This is a genomic window from Novosphingobium sp. GW835-FHT14H07 (genome assembly GCF_058793515.1).
On record NZ_JBXAFX010000003.1, the window covers coordinates 138,879 to 158,655 of the forward strand.

The window sequence follows — 19,777 nt, forward strand, 5'->3', positions numbered from 1 at the left end:
ATTCTTTCATGGCAACCACATCCCAGAACAGGAAATCGATCTTCTGGATCTGCGTCCTTGCCCTGTTCTGTGCGGCACTGGCGAACGCCGTGCGCGCAGGCGCCGCCGGGGCAATGAAGACAGCCCTGCTCGATCCGATCGACCCGCAGCATTCGGGCGAGCTTATCGGCGTCGTGCTCGGCAACTCTTTCCTCGGCTTTGCCATCAGCTTGCTGGTCATCTCGCCGCTGCTCGACAAGTTGGGCGCAAAGAAGGTGATCCTGTTCGCCTCGGCCTGCTTCATCCTCGGCCCGCTCCTTGTCCTGCTGGCGGGGAACGCTCCACCCGCCTCGATCATGCTCGTGCTCAACCTGGCCATGGTGCTGTGGGGCTGCGGCTGGGGAGCGACCGAGGCCTCGATCAATCCCGTGGTGGCCACGCTCTTTCCCGACGAGAAGACAGGCAAGCTCAACGAGCTGCACGCCTGGTGGCCGGCAGGCCTGATCCTCGGCGGTCTGCTTTCGGTCCTGTTCTTCAAGTCGCTCGACCTGCCGTGGCAGGCGCTGGTGGGCCTGTGCCTCATTCCCGGCGTGGCTCTGGCAATCTGGGCAGCCCGCCACCAGTTCCCGCAGACCGAAAGCGCCGTGGCAGGCGTCTCCTTCGGCGAGATGATGACCGAGCCGTTCAAGCGGCCGAGCTTCTGGGTATTCTTCGCCATCATGTTCCTGACCGCGTCGAGCGAACTGGCGCCGGGCGCATGGGTCGATGTGACGCTGACCAATACCGTCGGCATGCCGGGCATCCTCGTGCTGGTCTATGTCTCTGCGATCATGTTCGTCATGCGCCATTTCGCCGGCGCGCTGGAACATCGTTTTTCCGACATGGGCCTTCTGCTGATGTGCACGGTGCCCGCGGCCGTGGGCCTGTACCTGCTGTCGTTGGCGAACTCACCCGTTACGGCGGTACTGGCGGCAACGGTCTGGGCGTTCGGCGTGTGCTTCATGTGGCCGACCATGCTGGCGGCAGTTTCGCGGCGATACCCGCGCTCTGGCCCATGGGGCATTGGCCTGGTCGGTTTTGCCGGCGCGCTGGCGATCTACTTCGTGCTCCCCGAACTCGGCGCGATCTATGACAGGGCCAAGCTGGAGAAGGCCGGGGGCGAAGAAGCCTTCGCCGCATTGCAGCCCGGCAGCGATGCCTTGCAGCAGGTTCTTGCCTACGCTGCCGAGAAGAGCTTCCAGACCATTGCCATCATTCCGGTGGTGCTCTTCTTCATCTTCCTCGCCGTGCGCCTCGTCGAACGGAAAAGCGGAAAGGCCTGATCCGTGAAGGTCGGCATCAACCTGCTGCTGTGGACGGGGCATGTCACGCCCGCTGATGCGCCGCTGCTCGCAGCGCTGAAGGACACCGGGTTCGACGGCGTGGAAGTCCCGATGTTCGACGTTTCGAGCAGCGCGCACTTTGCCGGGCTGGCCGACATCCTTGACGGCATCGGGCTCGAACGCACGGCAACGGCCATTCTTCCGGACGAAGCGCACAATCCGATTTCACCCGATCCCGCAGTCCGCGCCCGTGCGGTCCAGCATCTTGAGCGCGTGATCGATTGCGCAGCAGCGCTCGGCGCGCAGGTTCTGGCCGGACCGTTGTTCCAGCCGCTCGGGCTGTTCAGCGGGGCCGGGCCGACCGAGGCCGAGCTTGAGCGTTGCGCCGAGGTGCACCGGGCAGTTGCCGAACGCGCCCGCGCGGCAAACCTGCCTTTGGCGCTGGAACCCCTCAACCGCTTCGAGTGCTACCTGCTCAACACCTGCGAACAGGCGAGCGCCTATCTGGACCGTCTCGATGCACCCGGGTTCGGCATCCTTTACGATACCTTCCATGCCCATATCGAGGAGAAGGACCCGGTGGCGGCGCTGCGCAAGGCACTGGCGCGCGGCCACGTGGCCCATGTCCACATCAGCGAGAACGATCGCGGCACTCCGGGGCGCGGGCATGCCAGGATTGCCGAGGCCATCGCCGCACTCAAGCAGACGGGGTACGATGGCTGGCTGACCATCGAGGCCTTCGGCAAGGGCCTGCCCGAGCTCGCCGCCGCAACCCGCGTATGGCGCGATTTCTTCAGCAGCCCGGAAGAGGTCTACACCGAGGGGCACCACTTTATCCGCGCATGCTGGGGCCAGGCATGATGTCCACACCTGCCATTTTTGCCCTGCGCCAAGACGCAAGCCAGAACACGGAGACTGCCGATGATTGATCTTCCCGAAACCGATCGCCGTGGCATCTTGGCCGGCTTCGCTGCCCTGCTCGGCGCGGCAGCGCTTCCAATCGAGGCACTTGCGGCACCGGCCGGCAAGACCACGCCCTTCCTCCCCGCCCCACGCTTTGCGCTGCTTTCAAGCGTGGCCGACACGATGCTGCCCGTCACCGACACGCCGGGCGCGCTTGCGGCGCAAGTCCCCGCCCGGCTTGACGCGATGCTGAAGAACTGGGCCGCGTCGGCCACCCGGGCCGAGATCCTCGCGGCGCTTGACCGGATCGATGCCTCGGCCAAAGCTGCCAAGGGGCGCAGCTTTGCCGCGCTTTCCGCAAAGGAGCGCGAAACGGTGCTGCGCGCCCACGATGCCGCCGCGCTCAAGCCGACAGCCCCGCTCGATGCCAACAAGGCGGGGTTCCTGCAGACGGGGACCGTACCGACCGATGCCGGTTACAAGCGGCTGAAGGAGCTGGTCATCGGCCTCTACTACTACAGCCCGACCGGCAGCGAGCACGAGCTGGTCTATGATCACGTGCCCGGCCCCTACCAGGCCTCGGTCAAGCTTACCCCGAAATCCCGGCCTTTCCTCGGCCTCGGTCCGTTCTGAGCGGAGATAGATTCATGTTTGACGCCATCGTTATCGGCTCGGGTATCAGCGGGGGCATTTCCGCCAAGGAATTGACCGAACGCGGCCTGAAGGTCCTGGTGATAGAGCGCGGCCGCAAGGTCGAACACGTCAGCGACTACAACGACACCCAGATGCCGTGGGAGCTGCCCAACAACAACGAGATTCCCGAAGAGGAACTGGCGCGCGACTATCCTGTGCAGCGCCAGTGCTATGCCGTGAATGCCGCGACCAAGCAGTTCTGGGTCAAGGACAGCGAACATCCCTACACCACGCCAGAAGACCGCCCGTTCAGCTGGATCCGCGGCTATCACCTCGGCGGGCGTTCGATCATGTGGGGCCGCCAAGCCTATCGTCTTTCGCCCATGGATTTCGAGGCCAACGCCAAGGACGGTCACGGCGTCGACTGGCCGATCCGCTATGACGACCTCGCGCCGTGGTACAGCCATGTCGAGAAGTTCATCGGCGTGGCAGGGTCAAAGGAAGGCCTGCCGCAACTGCCAGATGGCGAATTCCTGCCTCCATGGGAAATGAACGATGCCGAAAAGCTGTTCAAGGCATCGGTCGAGGAGAAGTTCTCGGGCCGCAAGGTGATCATCGGGCGCAATGCCAACCTCTCGGTCGCCCAGCCACACCACGAGGAACTGGGGCGCACCAGCTGCCAGAACCGTTCGATCTGCGAACGCGGCTGCAGCTTCGGGGCGAACCACACCAGCCTGTCCTCATCCTTCCCCGCGGCAGAGCGCACCGGCAACCTGACCATCGTCACCGATGCGATCGTGCACAGCCTGGTGCAGGACCCGGCCAGTGGCAGGATCACGGCCGTGCGGGTGATCGATGCCAAGACCATGGAGGGGCGGACCTATGAGGCAAAGGTCTTCTTCCTCAACGCATCGACCATCGGATCGGCGCAGATCCTGCTGAACTCGGCGAACGAGGCAAATCCGCGCGGCCTGTGCAACAAGTCCGACCAGGTCGGCCGCAACATCATGGACCACATGTATGCGCTGGCGACAGCCGGCGTGATGCCGCATTATCCAGCCGACAGCTATTATCACGGCCGCCGTCCCACCGGCATCTACATCCCGCGCTATCGCAACGTGACCGAGGACGCCGACGGCTTCGTGCGCGGCTACGGCTATCAGGGCGCAGTGACCCGGCAGGGCGGAAAGCCCGATGCTTCCGCGGGAATCGGCCAGGAGATCAAGGAGCGGAACCGCAAGTTCGGGCCGTGGGTCGCCTATATCTCGGGCTTTGGCGAAATGCTGCCCCATCCCGATAACCGGATGACGCTGCACCAGACGCGCAAGGACAAGTGGGGCATTCCGCTGCTCCACATCGACGTTCAGCTGCGCGAAAACGAGAAGAAGATGGCCAGGCAGATCCAGGCCGATGCCCGGACCATGATCGAAGCCGCCGGCGGCACTGTCGTCTACCAGCGGACCGAACCGGGACCGCCGGGTCTGGGCATCCACGAGATGGGCAGCGCCCGCATGGGCCGCGATCCGATGACCTCGGTGTTCAACGGGCTGAACCAGGCGCACGAGGCGCCGAACCTGTTCTGCACCGATGGCGCGGTAATGACCTCGTCGGGCTGCCAGAACCCGTCGCTCACCTACATGGCGATGTCGGCCCGCGCCGCGCACAATGCGGTGCTGATGTTGAAGGAAGGCAAGATCTGAACCGCTCGGGGGCTGCCTGCAAGGGCAGCCCTTCAAGCAGGAGATGCCCGGAATTACATTCCCGGCGATCCGGGGAAGCCCATGTAGTAGCTGCCGGTGGTCATTCCGCCGTCGACCACGATCTCTGCGCCGTGGATGTAGGAGGCCTCGTCGCTGGCGAGGAAGGCGCTGGCTGCGGCCACCTCTTCCGGCCCGCCGATGCGCTGCAACGGCACGTTGCCATAGCCCTTGTCCACTTCCTCGCGCGGCGCGCCGGAGTGGTTGGACATCACCGTGTCGACTCCGCCGGGGTGGACCGAGTTCACCCGAACGCCCTTGTGGCCCAGCTCCATCGCCGCCACCTTGGTCAGCCCGCGCACGCCCCACTTGGACGAGGCGTAGGCAACCAGGCTGTTCGCGCCCTTCATCCCGTCCACGGAAGAGACATTGACGATCGAACCGCGCCCACGCGCGATCATGCCCGGCGCCACCGCCTTGATGCCGAGGAACTCGCCGACGAGATTGACGCCCAATACCTTTTCGTAATCAGCCTTGGTCGTCTCGAGCAGGCTCTTGAACATCAGGATGCCGGCATTGTTGACCAGCGCGTCGACTGGTCCCAGCGTTGCTTCAACTTCGCCGACAACGGCAGCCCAATTGGCCTCGTCGGTCACGTCCAGATGGAAGAACCGCGCCGCATCGCCAAGCTCTGCGGCCAGTGCTTCACCGGCCTCGTCCAGCACATCGGCAATCGCCACTTTCGCGCCCTCGGCCACGAACAGCCGGCTCGTCGCCGCGCCCATGCCCCGCGCGCCACCGGTGACGATCGCCACCTTGCCTGCAAGCTTTCCCATGATCTCTCCCTTGGCCCCTGCGTGGGAGCCTTATGTCCTCAGGCCACCTTCTGCCCCGGCCGCTTGTCGAGCGTGACGTGCAGACCATTGACCCGGCCCTGTATCTCGGGCGCCTTGTCACGCGGGTTGTAGAACTGGCGGTACCACAGGCGCACCTTGGCGTATGGCCCATCCTTGGGGATCGCCAGCGGGTTGATGCAGGCGCGCTTGTTCGCCCAGATTTCCACGTCCTGCGCAAAGGCAAGGCGGCTTGCTTCCTGATACATCAGCGCAGTCTGGCGGTCCTCGGCGGTCGTCTCGCGGCTGCCGTCGTGAACCTTGACCATCAGCGCGTGCCATGACCGCGTCACCCCGTCCTCGATCGGCGTGTTGGCGATCATGATGAAGCTGTCGAACGTGCCGGCCATTTCCGATTGCAGGAAGCCGGGCCCCTCGTACCAGGTATCCAGGACCAGCGCGTCTTCGGGGTTGGCGGTCAGCGTGCGGTGCCCGGCGCTGTAGTACTGGTGCAGGTGCGGCCCCATGAACTCGTTGGCAAAGTACTGCCAGTCGGTCGCCCCGTGGATCGGCACGAAGTGGCCGAAGTCGGCCATGTTGTCGACGATCTCGATGCCGTGGCTGTTAAGATCGCCCATGTAGTCGATCTTCCATTCGACCCAGCCCGGCTCGCCATAATGGCCGCCGAAATTGGCCAGCTCGACGTCGGGCTCCAACCCTTCCGGATCATGCCACATCCAGATGATCCCGGCGCGTTCGAGCACCGGATAAGTGCCGAGCTTCGCTGCCTTGGGGATGAAGTCGGAATAGGGAATGTGGTTGCACGCGCCATCGGTGCCGAAGCGCCAGCCGTGGAACGGGCAGCGGATCGACTCGCCCTCGACATGCTCGCCATCGCGCACGATGTAGGACGTGCTGTTCTTCGCCAGGTGCGCGCCCATGTGCGGGCAATAGGCATCGACCACGTAAGGCTTGCCGCTCTCGCCCCGGTAGATCACCAGATCCTTGCCGAAGTAGCGGATCGGCGCGGGAGTGCGCGTGGCATCGGCAGCAGTTCCGATCATGAACCAGCCGCGCGGAAAATCGAACTCACCCAGGCCATACTCTTTCGAGGTTGCCATCTGCATCACTCCTTTTGATCACCGCGCCGTTCTGCCTTGGTGACGACAGCGCATTCGTGATCCCGAAAACCGAATCGCGAACGATTTGCGGACCGATCGCGATCTTCTCCCACGCCCTCAGCATGGCACGCCCAAGAGCATTGGGCAAGCCCAAGCGGACCACACTTTGCGTTGCCATAAATGCCGCATCTTACGCAAAGACAGCAATACGCCACGTTTTCTCTGTAACCTGCGTTCAGATTTTGGTTTGCAGTTTGCATGAGGCCGTGGCAACAACCCGATCAGCGAGAGGCCGCAAGACGCTTCACGCCACTGGAGAGAAGCATGACCGATCTTGACCGCAAAGTCGTCCTGATAACCGGAGCCGGGCAGGGCATCGGACAGGGCGTGGCGCTGGCAATGGCAGGCGCTGGCGCATCTGTCGTCGTCACCGGGCGGACGCTCGCCAAGGTCGAGGCAACGGCGCGGATGGTCGAGGAACGGGGCGGCCAGGCGCTTGCCGTCGCTTGCGACGTGAAGTCCGCCGCCGACCTTGCCGCGACGGTCGAGCGCACCGTCGCCACCTTCGGCGGGCTCGACATTCTCGTCAACAATGCCCAGGAAGTGCCGCTCGGCAAGCTCGAGGACGTGACGGACGAAGCCTTCCTTGCGGGATTCGAAAGCGGGCCGCTGGCCACGCACCGCCTGATGAAGCTCGCCCGCCCGCACCTCGCCGCGCGCGGCGGCGGCACGATCTTCAACTTCTGCTCGTCGGCGGGCATCCGCTGGGACATGACCGGTTACGGCTGCTACGCCGCGGTCAAGCAGGCGATCCGTTCGCTCACCCGCGCCGCTGCCGCCGAATGGGGCGGCGAAGGCATCCGCGTGCTGACCATCGCGCCGCACGCGGAATCGCCCGGGCTCAAGTGGTGGATCGAGAACAATCCCGAAGAGGCGCAGGCCTTCTTCCGCACGATCCCGCTGGGCCGGGTCGGCAGCCTGGAAGGCGATATCGGCCGCGCGCTGGTGGCGCTTGCGGGGCAGGACCTTGCCTACCTGACCGGGGCGACAATCCCGCTCGACGGTGGACAGGCCAACTTCGACTGAGGAGGCGCAGCCCATGGAAAAGGTCATCGCTGCCCTCTGGGCCCCGCCGCAGCAATCGCGGGAGGATTTCGGCGCCGCATTGCTCGGCACCCTGCCCCAGGCGCTCGTCGCTGCGGGAGCGAGCCGGGTTCGGCTCAACCTGCGCGATGCCACGGTCGCCCCCGGCGAGGCGCTGGTCCAGCAGTGGCAGGCGCCGCAGCAGGCCGCCGTCGTGCAGTTCTGGATGCCCTCGGCAAACGCCCGCTTCCGGACTGAGGTCGATGCCGCGCTGGCCGCGCATTCGGCCTGGTTCGCCGCATGGCTGGTCTGCGAATCCGAGATCATCCCCAACACCGCGCACCCGTGTTCTACAAATGTTTCCCCGGGGAAACACCGCACTTGGGGCTGGAGCCAGGCCAGCTTCATCACCTTTCGCCCGGACATCACCCGCGAAGAGGCCGTCGCCCACTGGCATTCGCACCACACGCGGGTGGCGATCGAGACGCAATCGAATTTCGAATACGTCCAGAACCTGATCGTCCGCCCCCTCACCGAAGGCGCGCCGGCCTACAGCGCATTCGTCGAGGAATGCTTTCCCCTGGAAGCGCTCGAACAGCCCGAAGTATTCTTCGATGCCGTGGGCAACCCGGAAAAGTTCAAGGCCAATCTCGACGCGATGATGGCCAGCTGCCACGCCTTCATCGACTTCACCCGCAACGATATCATCCCCACCAGCCAGTTCGATTTCGCCCACTTGGGCTGAAGATCGCGCAAGAGGAATCCACCATGTCCGAACAACCGAAAGTGGCTCTCGTAACTGGCGCCAGCCGGGGTGCAGGCGCCGGCATCGCGCGCGGCTTTGGCGAGATGGGCTACACCGTCTACGTTACCGGGCGCACCGTTACGCCGGGTGACGCGAAGGGCTGGGACGGCACCGTGCTGCCCGGCACGGTATCCGAAACCGCGCAGAGGATCACCGAGAACGGCGGCAAGGGCATTCCCGTGGTCTGCGACCATGCCGACGATGCCAGCGTCGCCCGCGTATTCGAACAGATCATGGACGAGCAGGGCCGCCTCGACGTGCTGGTCAACAATGCCGCCTACATGCACCACCAGCTGATCGAGAAGGCGCCGTTCTGGGAAAAGGAACTGGATGCGCAGAAGATCATCGATGTCGGTCTGCGCAGTGCCTACGTCGCCAGTTGGCACGCGGCGAAGATCATGGTTCCGCAGAAGTCGGGCCTGATCGCGATGACCTCGTCGTTCGGCGCGACCTGCTACATGCACGGCCCCGCCTACGGCGCGCAGAAGGCCGGGCTCGACAAGCTGGCGCACGACATGGAGCACGATTTCCGCGGCACCGGCGTGATCGCCGTCTCGCTCTGGCTCGGCCCGCAACTGACCGAGCGCGCGCTGATCGCGGCCAAGACCAACCCGGAGCAGTACGAAGGCTTCCTGTCGATGGCCGAGAACCCCGAATTCTCCGCCCACGTCCTTGCTGCCATCGACCGGGCGCCGAACCGCGACGAGCTTTCCGGCCAGACGCTTATCGTGGCGGAAATCGCCAAGGAACTCGGCGTGAAGGACAGGGGCCACGACCGCCCCTCGCACCGCGAAATGCTCGGCAGCCCGCGCCCGAAGAACCCGGCGGCGGTCTATTGAAGGGTAGCGCCGAAGCACCTTCGCCTAATTGCTTCGTCACCCTGAACTCGTTTCAGGGTCCATTTCTCGACATCCACGGACAGTGTTCGGTGAGAGATGGATGCTGAAACAAGTTCAGCATGACGGGGCTTGTGGTTGAAGGCTTGTTCGGCAAAGCGCTCAGGCACGTTCGCTCAATGATCCCCGCCGGATCATCCTGCGATACCGAGATCCGCGAACCCCTTGCACCAGCCCCCCCGCCCCATACCCTTCGCCCGTTGGAGCCGGAGCAACCGGCCAGACGGGGAGATGATCGATGGCAAGTGCAGCAGCGGGTGCAGACGGCCTTCCCTTGCTCGATGGCGGCGTGCCGCTGCTCGGGCACCTCGCCCAGTTCTTTCGCGATCCGGTTTCCGTCCTGAAGCGCGGCTATCGCTCAAAGGGCCGGCTCTTCGCGATGAACTTCATGGGCCAGCGCATGAACGTGATGCTGGGGCCGGAGCACAACCGCTTCTTCTTCGAGGAAACCGACAAGCTGCTCTCAATCCGGGAGTCGATGCCGTTCTTCCTCAAGATGTTCTCGCCCGAGTTCTACTCGTTTGCCGAGATGGACGAATACCTGCGCCAGCGCGCGATCATCATGCCCCGGTTCAAGGCGGCATCGATGAAGCAGTACGTGCCGGTGATGGTCGAGGAATCGCTGAACCTGGTCGAACGGCTGGGTGAGGAAGGCGAGTTCGACCTGATCCCGACGCTGGGCCCCGTGGTAATGGACATCGCCGCGCACAGCTTCATGGGGCGCGAATTCCACGAGAAGCTTGGCCACGAATTCTTCGAGCTGTTCCGCGACTTCTCGGGCGGCATGGAGTTCGTGCTGCCGCTGTGGCTGCCGACGCCCAAGATGGTGAAAAGCCAGCGCGCCAAGAAGAAGCTCCACGCGATCCTGCAATCGTGGATCGACAAGCGCCGCGCCAGTCCGCTCGATCCGCCCGACTTCTTCCAGACGATGATCGAGACGAAGTATCCCGATGGCCGCGCCGTGCCCGACGAGATCATCCGGCACCTGATCCTGCTGCTGGTCTGGGCGGGCCACGAAACCACCGCCGGGCAAGTCAGCTGGGCGCTGGCCGACCTCCTCCAGAACCCCGGCTACCAGCAGGTGCTGCGCGAAGAGGTCGCCGGCCTGATCGGCGGCGGCAACGGTGCCAGCCTGGGGTGGGAGCAGGCCGTGGCGATGGAGAAGATGGACCTCGCCCTGCGCGAGACAGAGCGGCTCCACCCCGTCGCCTACATGCTCAGCCGCAAGGCCAGCGCCGATATCGAGCGCGACGGCTATCGCATCCGCAAGGGCGAATTCGTGCTGCTCGCGCCCTCGGTCAGCCATCGCATGGAAGAAACCTTCCGCAATGCCGATGCCTACGATCCCGAACGCTTCAACCCGCAGAACCCGGACGCGCAGATCGAGAGCAACTCGCTGATCGGCTTCGGCGGCGGGGTGCATCGCTGTGCGGGGGTGAACTTCGCGCGCATGGAAATGAAGGTGCTGGTGGCGATCCTGCTGCAGAACTTCGACATGGAGCTGATCGACGAAGTGCGCCCCATCGCCGGCGCATCGACCTACTGGCCCGCCCAGCCCTGCCGCGTGCGCTACAAGCGGCGCAAGCTGGATGGCGCGGGGGGAAGCGCGGACGTGGCGGCGCTCGCCAAGGCGGCCGGTTGCCCGGCCCATGCATAAGGCGCACTGAATGGCCAAGGTGACTTTCGTCCAGCCGGACGGCTCGGCGCGGACTTGCGTGAACTTCGAGGGCATGACCCTGATGCAGCTTGCGGTCGGCAACCTTGTCGACGGGATCGACGCGCTGTGCGGCGGCATGATGCAGTGCGCCACCTGCCATTGCTACATCGACCCGGACTGGCTTGACCGCACCGGCCCCGCCCGGCCGGAAGAACGCGAGATGCTCGAGGCCATCGATGGCGTCGAGATCCGCCCGAACAGCCGCCTGTCCTGCCAGGTCCAGCTTGGCGAGGAGCTGGACGGGCTGGTGGTGCACATTCCGGCGGAGCAACCGGGAATCTAGCAATAACAGTGCCCTCTCCCTGCGCATTCGGTTGACATGTGCTCTTGCCGAAAACAGTATGCGTAGAAATAGAAACAACTATTGCCGAATCATCGGCATGGAGAGGGTAGTTGCCGTATGACTGCGGTGGATAACGCAAAGCTCGCTGCGCAGGCGCTCGATTTCGCTGGCAAGACCGTGCTGGTCACCGGCGGTGGCGTTGGCATCGGGCGCGCCATTGCCGAGGCCTTCGCCGGAGCCGGCGCGCAAGTGGTGATCGCCGAGATCGACCCCGCCAATGCCGATGCAGCCGATGCAGCCGAAGCCGCCATGCCCTCGGCCCGCGTGATCCGCTGCGACGTGCGCCAGCGCGGCGTCGGCGCAATGCTGGCCGAGCGGATCGCCGCCGAGACCGGCCGGCTGGACGTGCTGGTCAACAATGTCGGCCACTTCGTCCACGCCCGCCCCTTCGCCATGCTGGAGGACGAGGAGGCCGAGGAGATCCTCGACGTGAACCTTGGCCAGATGCTGCGCATGACCCGCGCGATGATCCCGCTGCTGCGCAAGGGCGCGCCCGGCTCCTCGATCATCAACGTCACCTCGATCGAAGCGCATCGCGGCATCCCCTATTGCTCGGTCTATGCCGCCGCGAAGTGGGCCGTCACCGGCTTTACCAAGAGCCTCGCGCTCGAGCTTGGCCCCGAGGGCATCCGCGTCAACACCATCGCGCCCGAGACGACCGACACCCCGCAAGTGGCGCTCGATATCATGATCCCGCCGGAAAACCGCGCACACGAGGAGCGCTGGATTCCGCTGGGCCGCTTCGGCCGCCCCAGCGACTGTGCAGGCGCGGCGCTCTACCTCGCCAGCCCGCTGGCGGCATGGGTAACGGGCAGCGCGATCAACATCGATGGCGGCGCACTGGCAGCAGCAGGCTGGTATCGCACGCCGCAGGGCGAATGGACCAACGTGCCGCTGATTTCGGGCAATGGCCTCGTTGTTCCGGGCACCGTGGCATGAGCGACCTTGCCGCCCTGCGCCGCACCGCCGAGCGCTATGCCCTCGGCGCAGACCGGCGCGACAAGGCGCTGTGGCGCGAAGTGCTGGCCGACGATGTCAAGATCAGCGGCCCTGGCTTCAGCATCACCGGGATGGAAGCCAACCTCGGCTCGATCGACCACCTCGCCCACGCCTTCACCATGACCCGCCATGTGGTGCACGACATGGACGTGACCGTGGACGGTGACACCGCGCAGGGCGAGACCCGTTCCACCGCCGAACACCGCATTGCCGCGCCGGACGGCGACAAGCTGCTGGTCTGGGCGATCCGCTATCAGGACCAGTGGCGGCGCGAACAAGGCACATGGAGATTCACCCGCCGCACCCTGATCGTCGATTGGGAAGAACTGCGCGCCGTCTCCAATCCGGGCGGCGCGGCGTGAGCGGTCTTTCCGGCCGTACCGCCTTCATCACCGGTGCCACCGGAGCCATTGCCGAGGCCTGCGCGCTGCAGCTGGCGCGTGACGGGGCGCGCCTCGCCCTGATGGCGCGGCGGGCCGACGGGCTTGCCGAAACCGCTGCGCGCATCCGCGCGCACGTGCCGGAGGCGCAAGTCCACACCTTCATCGGCGATGGCACCGAATATCAGGCCGTGGCCGCAGCGGTACGCGGCGCCCACGCCTTGGCCGGCAGGCTCGACGTCGCCTTTGCCACGGTCGGTGGCGGCGGGTTCCGCCCGCTGATCGAGACCACCGCCGCAGACCTTCGCGATGCCTTCGAGAGCAACGTCGTCTCCGCCTTCCACGTGATCCGCACTGCTGCGCCGCTGATGCAGCCAGGCGGGTCGATCGTCTGCCTGTCATCGGGCGCGGCGGTCCTCACTTTCCGCCATCTGGCCGCCTACCACATGGCCAAGGCGGCGCTCGAAGGACTGGTGCGCGCGGCGGCGGACGAGCTCGGCCCCTCGGGCCTGCGCGTCAATGCCATCCGCCCGGGCCTCACCCGTTCGGGCGCGACACAGGGCATGTTCGAGGGCGGAGCGGCCGAGGCCTTCCTGCCCGAATACCCGCTCGGCCGGCTGGGCGAGGCCGACGACATGGCCGGCGCGGTACGCTTTCTTGCCGGCGACGAAAGCGCCTGGGTGACCGGGCAGTGCATCGCGGTCGATGGCGGCAACCTGCTGCGCCGCAGCCCCGATCTTGCACCGCTACCAGTGGTGAACGCGAATTCCGAAGGGAGAGAATGATGAAAGTACTGGTCATCGGTGGCACCGGGGCCCTTGGCGGCCACGCCGCGCTGCATCTGGCGCGCCAGGGCCATGACGTTACGATCACCGGCCGCTCGTCGGCGCCGCAGGGCACGCCGCTGACAGGGCTCGGCTTTCTCAAGGGAGATTACGTGGCGGGTGATTTCACCGCTGCAACGCTTTCCGGCTTCGACTGGATGGTCTTTGCCGCAGGCAACGACCCGCGCCACGTGCCGCAGGGCGAGGATTTTGGCGCATGGCTGAAGAAAGCCAACCACGAAGCGCTGCCGGCCGTCTTCGCCGCCGCGCGCGAAGCCGGGGTCAGCCGAGCCATCCAGCTCGGCAGCTTCTATCCGCAGGCCGCACCGGAGCTGATTGCGGGCAACGTCTATATCCAGTCGCGCCTTGCCGCGTGCCAGCTTGCCCGCAACGAGGGTGCCGAGGGCTTCGACGTGATCAGCGTCAATGCCCCCTTCATGGTCGGCGCCGTTCCCGGCCTGCCCAGCGCGATCTTCGAGCCTTACGTGGCATGGGCCAAGGGCCAGATCCCGATCCCGTTCTTCGCTCCCACCGGCGGCACCAACTTCATGTCGTTCCGGTCACTGTCCGAAGCCATCGAGGGTGCGTTGTTGCGGGGCGAGCCGGGCAAGGCCTATCTGGTGGGTGACGAGAACCTGACCTTCCGCGAATACTTCCAGCTGTTCTTCGACGCAGTTGGTAGTGACGTGAAGCTGGAAGAGCGCGACGAGGAATTGCCGCTCCTGCCAGACGTGGCCATCCCGCAAGGGCGCGGCAACACGATCAGTTATGAACCCGACGCTGGCGAAACCGCGCTGCTCGGCTATCGTCGCGGCGACGTGGCTGCGGCCGTGGCCGAAGTCGTCGCCCAATACGGGTAAGGGAGAGATACCGATGACGCTCAATCCGCAGGTCGAGGCACTGCTCGGCTTCTTCGCGCAGATGCCGCCGGTCGATTACGAGACGATCACGCCCGAGGCCCTGCGCGAGGCGAACCGGCCGATGCAGATGGGCCCGCCCCCGGCCGTGGCCGAAGTGCGCGACCTGACATTGGACCTGCCCGGCCGCTCCATCGCCGCGCGGCTCTATAAGCCCGAGGGCGCGGGAGAGAACGCGCCGCTGGTGCTGTTCTACCATGGCGGAGGCTGGGTGATCGGCTCGATCGAGACGCACGATGCCTCGGCCCGTGCCCTTGCCGTGGCCAGCGGCGCGGCGGTGCTGTCGGTGGACTACCGCCTCGCCCCGGAAACGCCCTTCCCCGGCCCGCTCGACGATTGCCATGACGCCCTGCTGTGGGCGGTGGACCACGCGGCAGACCTTGGGATCGACAAGCACCGCCTGGCCGTGGCCGGTGACAGCGCGGGCGGCAACCTCGCCGCTGCCGTGGCGATCCGGGCACGCGATGCCGGCGGGCCGAAGCTCGCCCACCAGCTGCTGATCTACCCGGTCACCGACACCAACTTCGAGAACGGCTCCTATACCGAGAATGCCGAAGGCTACTTCCTCACCACCCGCATGATGCAGTGGTTCTGGGCGCATTACGTGGGCGATCATGCCAACGCGCACCCGGAAGCAGCGGTGCTGCAGCACGCGGACCTTTCAGGCCTGCCGCCCGCCACGGTGCTGGTGGCGCAGTACGATCCCTTGCGCGACGAAGGGCTGGACTATGCCGAGGCGCTGAAGCAGGCCGGCGTGCTGGTCGAGACCGAACTCGCGCCCGGCATGATCCACGGCTTCTTCTCGATGTTCGAGGCGGTGCCCGATGCCATGCCCTATATCGAACGGGCGGGCGCGCGGTTGAAGGCAGCGTTCGCGGCCTGACCGCTAACCGGCGAAGCGCGCCGAGGCTTGCAGCACGGTGCGCTCCGACCGCTCCCAGGCAGCGACGAAATCGGCAAGCGGCATGGGCTTGCCAAACAGGTAGCCCTGCAGCTTGTGGCATCCGGCCTGCCGCAGCAGCTGCGCCTGTTCCTCGGTCTCGACCCCCTCGGCGATCACGCGCATGTCGAGCCCACAGGCCAGCATGATCGCCCCGGTCACCAGCATCGCGCCCTTGCTCCCCGGTGCCAGGCCGTCGAGCAGCGACTTGTCGATCTTGATGTGGCTGAAGCCATAGCTGCGCAGGTAGTGGATGCTGGTGAAGCCCGTGCCGAAATCGTCGAGTGCGATCGACATGCCGCGCTCCTTGAACGTCTCGACTGCGCGCACCACGCGCTCCGGATTGGCGAGGAGGTAGCCCTCGGTGATCTCGAACTGCAGCCGCTCGGGGGGAAAGCGGGTCTGCTCCAGCACATGGGCGACCTGCCGTTCGAAATGCGAATCCCGAAACTGTGCCGGGCTGACATTGACGCTGAGCCGCAAGTCGCCCAGCGGTGCAATATCGCGGCAGGCGCGTTCGAGCACGAACATGCCGAGCGGATGGATCTGCCCGGTGGCCTCGGCAATGTCGATGAAATCATCCGGCGGCAGCGGGCCCTCGGGGCGACGCGGCCAGCGCAGCAGGGCTTCCACCGCGACGATCCGTCCCGTCTGGGCATCCACCTCGGGCTGGTAGTAGACTTCGAACTCATCGCGGGCGAGGCCGCGACCGATCTGCGTTTCGACGGCCAGGCGATGTTTTCGACCCTCATCGAACGCGGCATCATAGACGGCGACCTGGTTCTTGCCGCCGGTCTTGGCGTGATACATCGCAGTGTCGGCGCGGCGCAGCAATTCGCGTGGCGTTCCGGCCGCATCGGTATTGGCGGCAACGCCGATGCTGGCGCCCACCTGCAGCACGTGGCGTTCGATCAGCACCGGCAGCGAGATTTCCTCGAGGATCGTTGCGGCCAGACGTTCCGCCTCGGCCTGGGCGCGCGGGCTTTCCAGCAGCACCGCGAACTCGTCGCCGCCGACCCGGGCAAGTCGTGCATGCGCAGGGCAATGCTGGCCCAGCCGCAGGCAGATGCTGCGGATCAGGGCGTCGCCGGCCTGGTGGCCGTGTTCGTCGTTGACTTCCTTGAAGCCATCGAGATCGATGAAGATCACCGCAAGGCTATCGGGCAGGGGATCAGCCCGCGCCTCGAGTCGATCAAGCCGCGTCAGGAGTTCGCGGCGGTTGGGCAGGCCGCTCAGCGGATCGCTGAACGCGATGCGCCGGTTTTCCTCGGAGAGCTTTTCGGCCTCCATCTGCCGCGTGCGGAGCGTGCGCTGGGAGCGGACCAGTTCGGAGAACGAGATGTTGTAGCGGTGCGTCACCACGATCATGCCGATGCATACCAGAGTCAGCACCACCGATTGACCGAGCAGCTTTCCGCCATCCACCCACGAGAAGTAGAACAGGAACGACAGCGTGCTGACCAGCGCCACGCGCATCGCGGCGGGACGCAGGGTCATCAGGCAGAAGACAGTGCTGACCTCGGTCAGACCAAGGAAAAACGTCAGGTTGCTGCGCGCATAGGCATCGCCATCGGGATAGACCCAGATGCACCACGCCTCGAACGCCATGGTCATCAGGATCGCCAGCCAGCAGGTGCGCCGCAGGCAGGCCGCGATGTATTCGTCAGACAGCTTGGCCGGATCGCCCTGCTGCCACCACCAGATGCCGCGCCACACGGCAATGCCGCATGTCACGAGTGGCGTCACGACGGTCTTGATCGGGCGCGCCGGGTCGAAGAACGACAGGGCGATGGCAAAGGCATTGCACACCAGAATCGCATAGAGCAGCGGCATCTGGCGCGAAAACGAACGAAACTGCGCCCGCGTCAGCTCCGGATCGCTGGTATCCAGCCTGAGGATGTTCGCAAAGGCCTGCATCCCCACCGTGTTTCGCCCTAAGTCCTTGAATCTTGGTTAAGATGCAGAACTTAGGCGAAAACCTTGAAGAGGCGGTATTATTGGGGACCCCGTAGAATTGCTTAGTCCGCCGCCGAGGACTGCCGCACCCTCCCCATTTTCACGCAGTGCAAATGGGGAGACGGCAGTCGCATCAGCGGCTGACGGAAGGGTAACTCAGGCGCACAGCCCGCGGATATAGCCGAACGCCTCGACCGAAGGCTTGGTCGGCTGCAGTTCCAGGCCGATCGTGCCCTTGTAGCCCAGACGCTCGAAGCGGGCGAGCGCTTGCGGCCAGTCGATCTTGCCCGATCCCGGTTCGCCCCGGCCCGGCGCGTCGGCGATCTGCACGTGCACCACGTGGTGCATCGCCGCGGCCAGCGCCTCGTCCGGGTCCTCGCCTTCCACCACCGAATGGTAGAGGTCGTAGAGCACCTTGACGCGAGGGCTGTCCAGCATGTCGGCCACCACCACGCTGTCGTGCGTGGTCGAGCACAGCACGCCGGGGTGATCGTGGCGGGTGTTGGCGGATTCGAGCAGGATCGTCACGTCCAGCTCCTCGGCAATCGGCAGGATCTTGCGCAGCGCATCGGCGAAGATCGAAAGCTGCACCGGCCGCTTCAGCCACGGCACGCCGCGCCCTGAAGTGACCACCACGTTCGAGCAGCCGAGGAACTTGGCCGCCGAGGCCGCCTCGCGGAACACCTCGCAGAAGCCCTCGTGCGTGGCGGGATCGACCAGCTGCGTCACATAGTCCGCCACCGTGCTGATCAGTTCGACGCCGTTGGCATCGAGCGCCGCCTTGATCGCATCAAGATCGCGCCCCTTCAGCAGGAACAGCTCCACCTTGCGGAAGCCTGCCGCTGCAGCCGCGGCAATGCGGTCCTCGATCTTGTCGCCCGCTTCGGTGAAGCCGTATTCGAGGTTTACCGAGAGTTCGAAAGCCATGGCTCAGTTCCCCCAGATGCGGCGGGCCATCGCCTGGTGGCGCCGGACCTGTTCGAAGGCATCGCGCATGTCATAGGCATGGCCTTCCCATTCGGAGACCATCGTGCCGGTGAACCCGCCATCCTTGAACAGCGGCAGGATCGTGTCGTAATCGATCGCTTCCTCGACCAGATCCTCGCTCACGCCATAGAACTTGCCGTGGATGTGGATGGTGCGATCGACCAGCGCCGCCCAGCTCTTGGGATCGTGGTTCGAAAGGATGAAGAATGCCAGGCACGCCGCCTGAACTTCCAGCGGGCCATGGCCCTTGGGCAGAGCCCACTCGCGCAGGCGCCCGGCCTTCTCGTGGCTCATGCCGTCTTCGAGCCAGACTTCCTTGAGCTTGTCGAGCAGGTCTTCCTTGGCCCCCTTGGCGCGCGCAGCATCGAGCATCGATTCCGGGATGCGGCTTGCCGTGCCGCCGAAGTCGGGAATCCAGCCCAGGTACGGCGTGTTCAGCTTGTCGTACATCTCGCCATAGGCCTGCACCGCGGGGTGCCCCGCCCACATCGGCGCGTGGACTTCCACGCCCATGCGGATGTCCAGCTCCTCGGCATAGGGTGCGATTTCCGGCAGCAGGTGCACCGGCAGCGCGAACTGGTAGCGCACCAGGCTGAAGCCCATCTTCTTGGCCGAACGCAGCTGGCGCTTGTGGTATTCCACCAGCGCGGCGTCCTCGATCGGCTGCGCGCCCGGCTTGAGGAAGCGGTCGGAATTGATCGCGCAGGAAACCGGGTTCAGGCCCGTCTCGGCGATCATCTGCTTGAACTCTTCGGCGAACTTGTCCGAAACGTCGGGGAATTCACGGAAGTTCTGGAAGCCGATGATCTCGATGTTCGGACCCAGGTTGCGCTTGGCCACTTCGGCCAGCAGCGTATCGAGCTCGAACTGGCGGGTCAGGTACTCGTTGGTGAAGGAATAGAGCGTAACGCCGGTCTGCGGACCAGTTGCGGTAGTAGCCATGATTGCCGGTCCTCTCTCAGGCAGCTTCGACGGTGAGCGTGGAGGTCTGCGGATTGGTCCGCTTCATGCCCGGAATGTAGGGCGGGCTGATGAACAGGTTCAGCGAAACCTCGCGGGTTTCACCCACCTCGGCGCTGAGCGAAGGCAGCACCAGAAACGCCGAATCGCGGATAAACCAGAAGGTGTCCACCTTCTCGCCATTCTCCGAAAGCGGCCATTGCTGGCCGTTGTATTCGATCAGCGCGTCGGACAAGTCGACAGCTTCGCCACCCACCGACAGCGGCCCCACTTCCACCACCGAAAACGGCAGCGAGCGATACCATGGCAGGCGCATCGCCAGCTTCAACCCGCCTGCCGTAGCGGCAAGTCCTTCTTCTCCGATCACCCGTTCGACTGGCAGCACGTTTGCTCTCCCGATAATTAGAATGCTTCTTCTAATCATCGCTTGACAGCGGGTCAAGGCCTGTGCAGATAAAAAGAGAACTTCAGTTCTATTCTAA

20 protein-coding genes are annotated in these 19,777 nt (G+C 65.1%); 14 read left to right on the plus strand and 6 right to left on the minus strand.

Going from position 1 to position 19,777, the window contains the following annotated elements:
• The first annotated feature begins 8 nt into the window (after positions 1-8).
• The 4 genes from AC1Q5P_RS04230 to AC1Q5P_RS04245 are packed head-to-tail and all read left to right on the plus strand — an operon-like array spanning position 9 to position 4,537.
• A complete protein-coding gene (locus AC1Q5P_RS04230; RefSeq protein ID WP_492518225.1) occupies positions 9-1,301 on the plus strand; it encodes an MFS transporter in 1,293 nt (430 codons plus the stop codon).
• A 3-nt stretch (positions 1,302-1,304) separates the two neighbouring features.
• On the plus strand, positions 1,305-2,162 hold the full coding sequence (locus AC1Q5P_RS04235) for a sugar phosphate isomerase/epimerase family protein (RefSeq protein WP_492518226.1): 858 nt from the start codon (positions 1,305-1,307) through the stop codon (positions 2,160-2,162).
• A gap of 60 nt (positions 2,163-2,222) precedes the next feature.
• Positions 2,223-2,837: a gluconate 2-dehydrogenase subunit 3 family protein gene (locus AC1Q5P_RS04240; protein ID WP_052242365.1), complete on the plus strand. Its 615-nt coding sequence runs from the start codon at positions 2,223-2,225 to the stop codon at positions 2,835-2,837.
• A gap of 14 nt (positions 2,838-2,851) precedes the next feature.
• Positions 2,852-4,537: a GMC oxidoreductase gene (locus tag AC1Q5P_RS04245; RefSeq protein ID WP_039334481.1), complete on the plus strand. Its 1,686-nt coding sequence runs from the start codon at positions 2,852-2,854 to the stop codon at positions 4,535-4,537.
• Between the two features lie 53 nt (positions 4,538-4,590).
• On the opposite strand, the gene AC1Q5P_RS04250 is transcribed toward AC1Q5P_RS04245, so the two are convergent.
• Together AC1Q5P_RS04250 and AC1Q5P_RS04255 are read right to left on the minus strand one after the other, a co-directional pair.
• A complete protein-coding gene (locus tag AC1Q5P_RS04250) occupies positions 4,591-5,370 on the minus strand; it encodes an SDR family NAD(P)-dependent oxidoreductase (protein ID WP_492518227.1) in 780 nt (259 codons plus the stop codon).
• Positions 5,371-5,408: 38 nt separating this feature from the next.
• Positions 5,409-6,488, minus strand: coding sequence for a 3-ketosteroid-9-alpha-monooxygenase, oxygenase component (locus AC1Q5P_RS04255; protein ID WP_039334652.1), 1,080 nt, complete (start codon positions 6,486-6,488; stop codon positions 5,409-5,411).
• Positions 6,489-6,812: 324 nt separating this feature from the next.
• Between AC1Q5P_RS04255 and AC1Q5P_RS04260 the strand changes: the two genes are divergently transcribed.
• From AC1Q5P_RS04260 to estDL136, 10 genes are all read left to right on the plus strand, one after another.
• Positions 6,813-7,574 carry an SDR family NAD(P)-dependent oxidoreductase gene (locus AC1Q5P_RS04260; RefSeq protein ID WP_039334478.1) on the plus strand — a complete coding sequence of 254 codons (762 nt, stop codon included), beginning with the start codon at positions 6,813-6,815 and terminating at the stop codon, positions 7,572-7,574.
• Between the two features lie 13 nt (positions 7,575-7,587).
• Complete coding sequence (locus AC1Q5P_RS04265; RefSeq protein WP_492518228.1) at positions 7,588-8,316, plus strand: EthD domain-containing protein; 729 nt, start codon at positions 7,588-7,590, stop codon at positions 8,314-8,316.
• A gap of 23 nt (positions 8,317-8,339) precedes the next feature.
• Positions 8,340-9,215, plus strand: coding sequence for an SDR family NAD(P)-dependent oxidoreductase (locus AC1Q5P_RS04270; RefSeq protein ID WP_039334474.1), 876 nt, complete (start codon positions 8,340-8,342; stop codon positions 9,213-9,215).
• A 295-nt stretch (positions 9,216-9,510) separates the two neighbouring features.
• The gene (locus AC1Q5P_RS04275) at positions 9,511-10,929 is read left to right on the plus strand and encodes a cytochrome P450 (protein ID WP_492478161.1); all 1,419 of its coding nucleotides are present in this window, start codon (positions 9,511-9,513) and stop codon (positions 10,927-10,929) included.
• A 10-nt stretch (positions 10,930-10,939) separates the two neighbouring features.
• The gene (locus AC1Q5P_RS04280; protein WP_039334472.1) at positions 10,940-11,272 is read left to right on the plus strand and encodes a 2Fe-2S iron-sulfur cluster-binding protein; all 333 of its coding nucleotides are present in this window, start codon (positions 10,940-10,942) and stop codon (positions 11,270-11,272) included.
• A 117-nt stretch (positions 11,273-11,389) separates the two neighbouring features.
• Positions 11,390-12,271, plus strand: a complete 882-nt coding sequence (locus AC1Q5P_RS04285; protein ID WP_492518229.1) for an SDR family NAD(P)-dependent oxidoreductase — start codon at positions 11,390-11,392, stop codon at positions 12,269-12,271.
• On the plus strand, positions 12,268-12,693 hold the full coding sequence (locus tag AC1Q5P_RS04290) for a nuclear transport factor 2 family protein (protein ID WP_492518230.1): 426 nt from the start codon (positions 12,268-12,270) through the stop codon (positions 12,691-12,693). Before AC1Q5P_RS04285 ends, AC1Q5P_RS04290 begins: the two co-directional genes overlap by 4 nt.
• Positions 12,690-13,496: an SDR family NAD(P)-dependent oxidoreductase gene (locus AC1Q5P_RS04295; protein WP_492518231.1), complete on the plus strand. Its 807-nt coding sequence runs from the start codon at positions 12,690-12,692 to the stop codon at positions 13,494-13,496. Before AC1Q5P_RS04290 ends, AC1Q5P_RS04295 begins: the two co-directional genes overlap by 4 nt.
• Positions 13,496-14,395 carry an NAD-dependent epimerase/dehydratase family protein gene (locus tag AC1Q5P_RS04300; RefSeq protein WP_193828628.1) on the plus strand — a complete coding sequence of 300 codons (900 nt, stop codon included), beginning with the start codon at positions 13,496-13,498 and terminating at the stop codon, positions 14,393-14,395. The genes AC1Q5P_RS04295 and AC1Q5P_RS04300 overlap by 1 nt, the downstream gene beginning before the upstream one ends.
• A 13-nt stretch (positions 14,396-14,408) precedes the next feature.
• Positions 14,409-15,335: a chloramphenicol hydrolase gene (estDL136, locus tag AC1Q5P_RS04305; RefSeq protein ID WP_492518232.1), complete on the plus strand. Its 927-nt coding sequence runs from the start codon at positions 14,409-14,411 to the stop codon at positions 15,333-15,335.
• Positions 15,336-15,338: 3 nt separating this feature from the next.
• Here the strand turns inward: estDL136 and AC1Q5P_RS04310 are convergent, their stop codons facing one another.
• The 4 genes from AC1Q5P_RS04310 to AC1Q5P_RS04325 form a co-directional block, all read right to left on the minus strand.
• The gene (locus tag AC1Q5P_RS04310) at positions 15,339-17,309 is read right to left on the minus strand and encodes a putative bifunctional diguanylate cyclase/phosphodiesterase (RefSeq protein WP_492518302.1); all 1,971 of its coding nucleotides are present in this window, start codon (positions 17,307-17,309) and stop codon (positions 15,339-15,341) included.
• A gap of 195 nt (positions 17,310-17,504) precedes the next feature.
• The gene (locus AC1Q5P_RS04315; RefSeq protein ID WP_062347292.1) at positions 17,505-18,275 is read right to left on the minus strand and encodes a TIM barrel protein; all 771 of its coding nucleotides are present in this window, start codon (positions 18,273-18,275) and stop codon (positions 17,505-17,507) included.
• Positions 18,276-18,278: 3 nt separating this feature from the next.
• Positions 18,279-19,277: a sugar phosphate isomerase/epimerase family protein gene (locus AC1Q5P_RS04320; protein WP_039334458.1), complete on the minus strand. Its 999-nt coding sequence runs from the start codon at positions 19,275-19,277 to the stop codon at positions 18,279-18,281.
• Between the two features lie 16 nt (positions 19,278-19,293).
• Positions 19,294-19,680, minus strand: coding sequence for a C-glycoside deglycosidase beta subunit domain-containing protein (locus tag AC1Q5P_RS04325; RefSeq protein ID WP_039334456.1), 387 nt, complete (start codon positions 19,678-19,680; stop codon positions 19,294-19,296).
• Positions 19,681-19,777 lie beyond the last annotated feature (97 nt).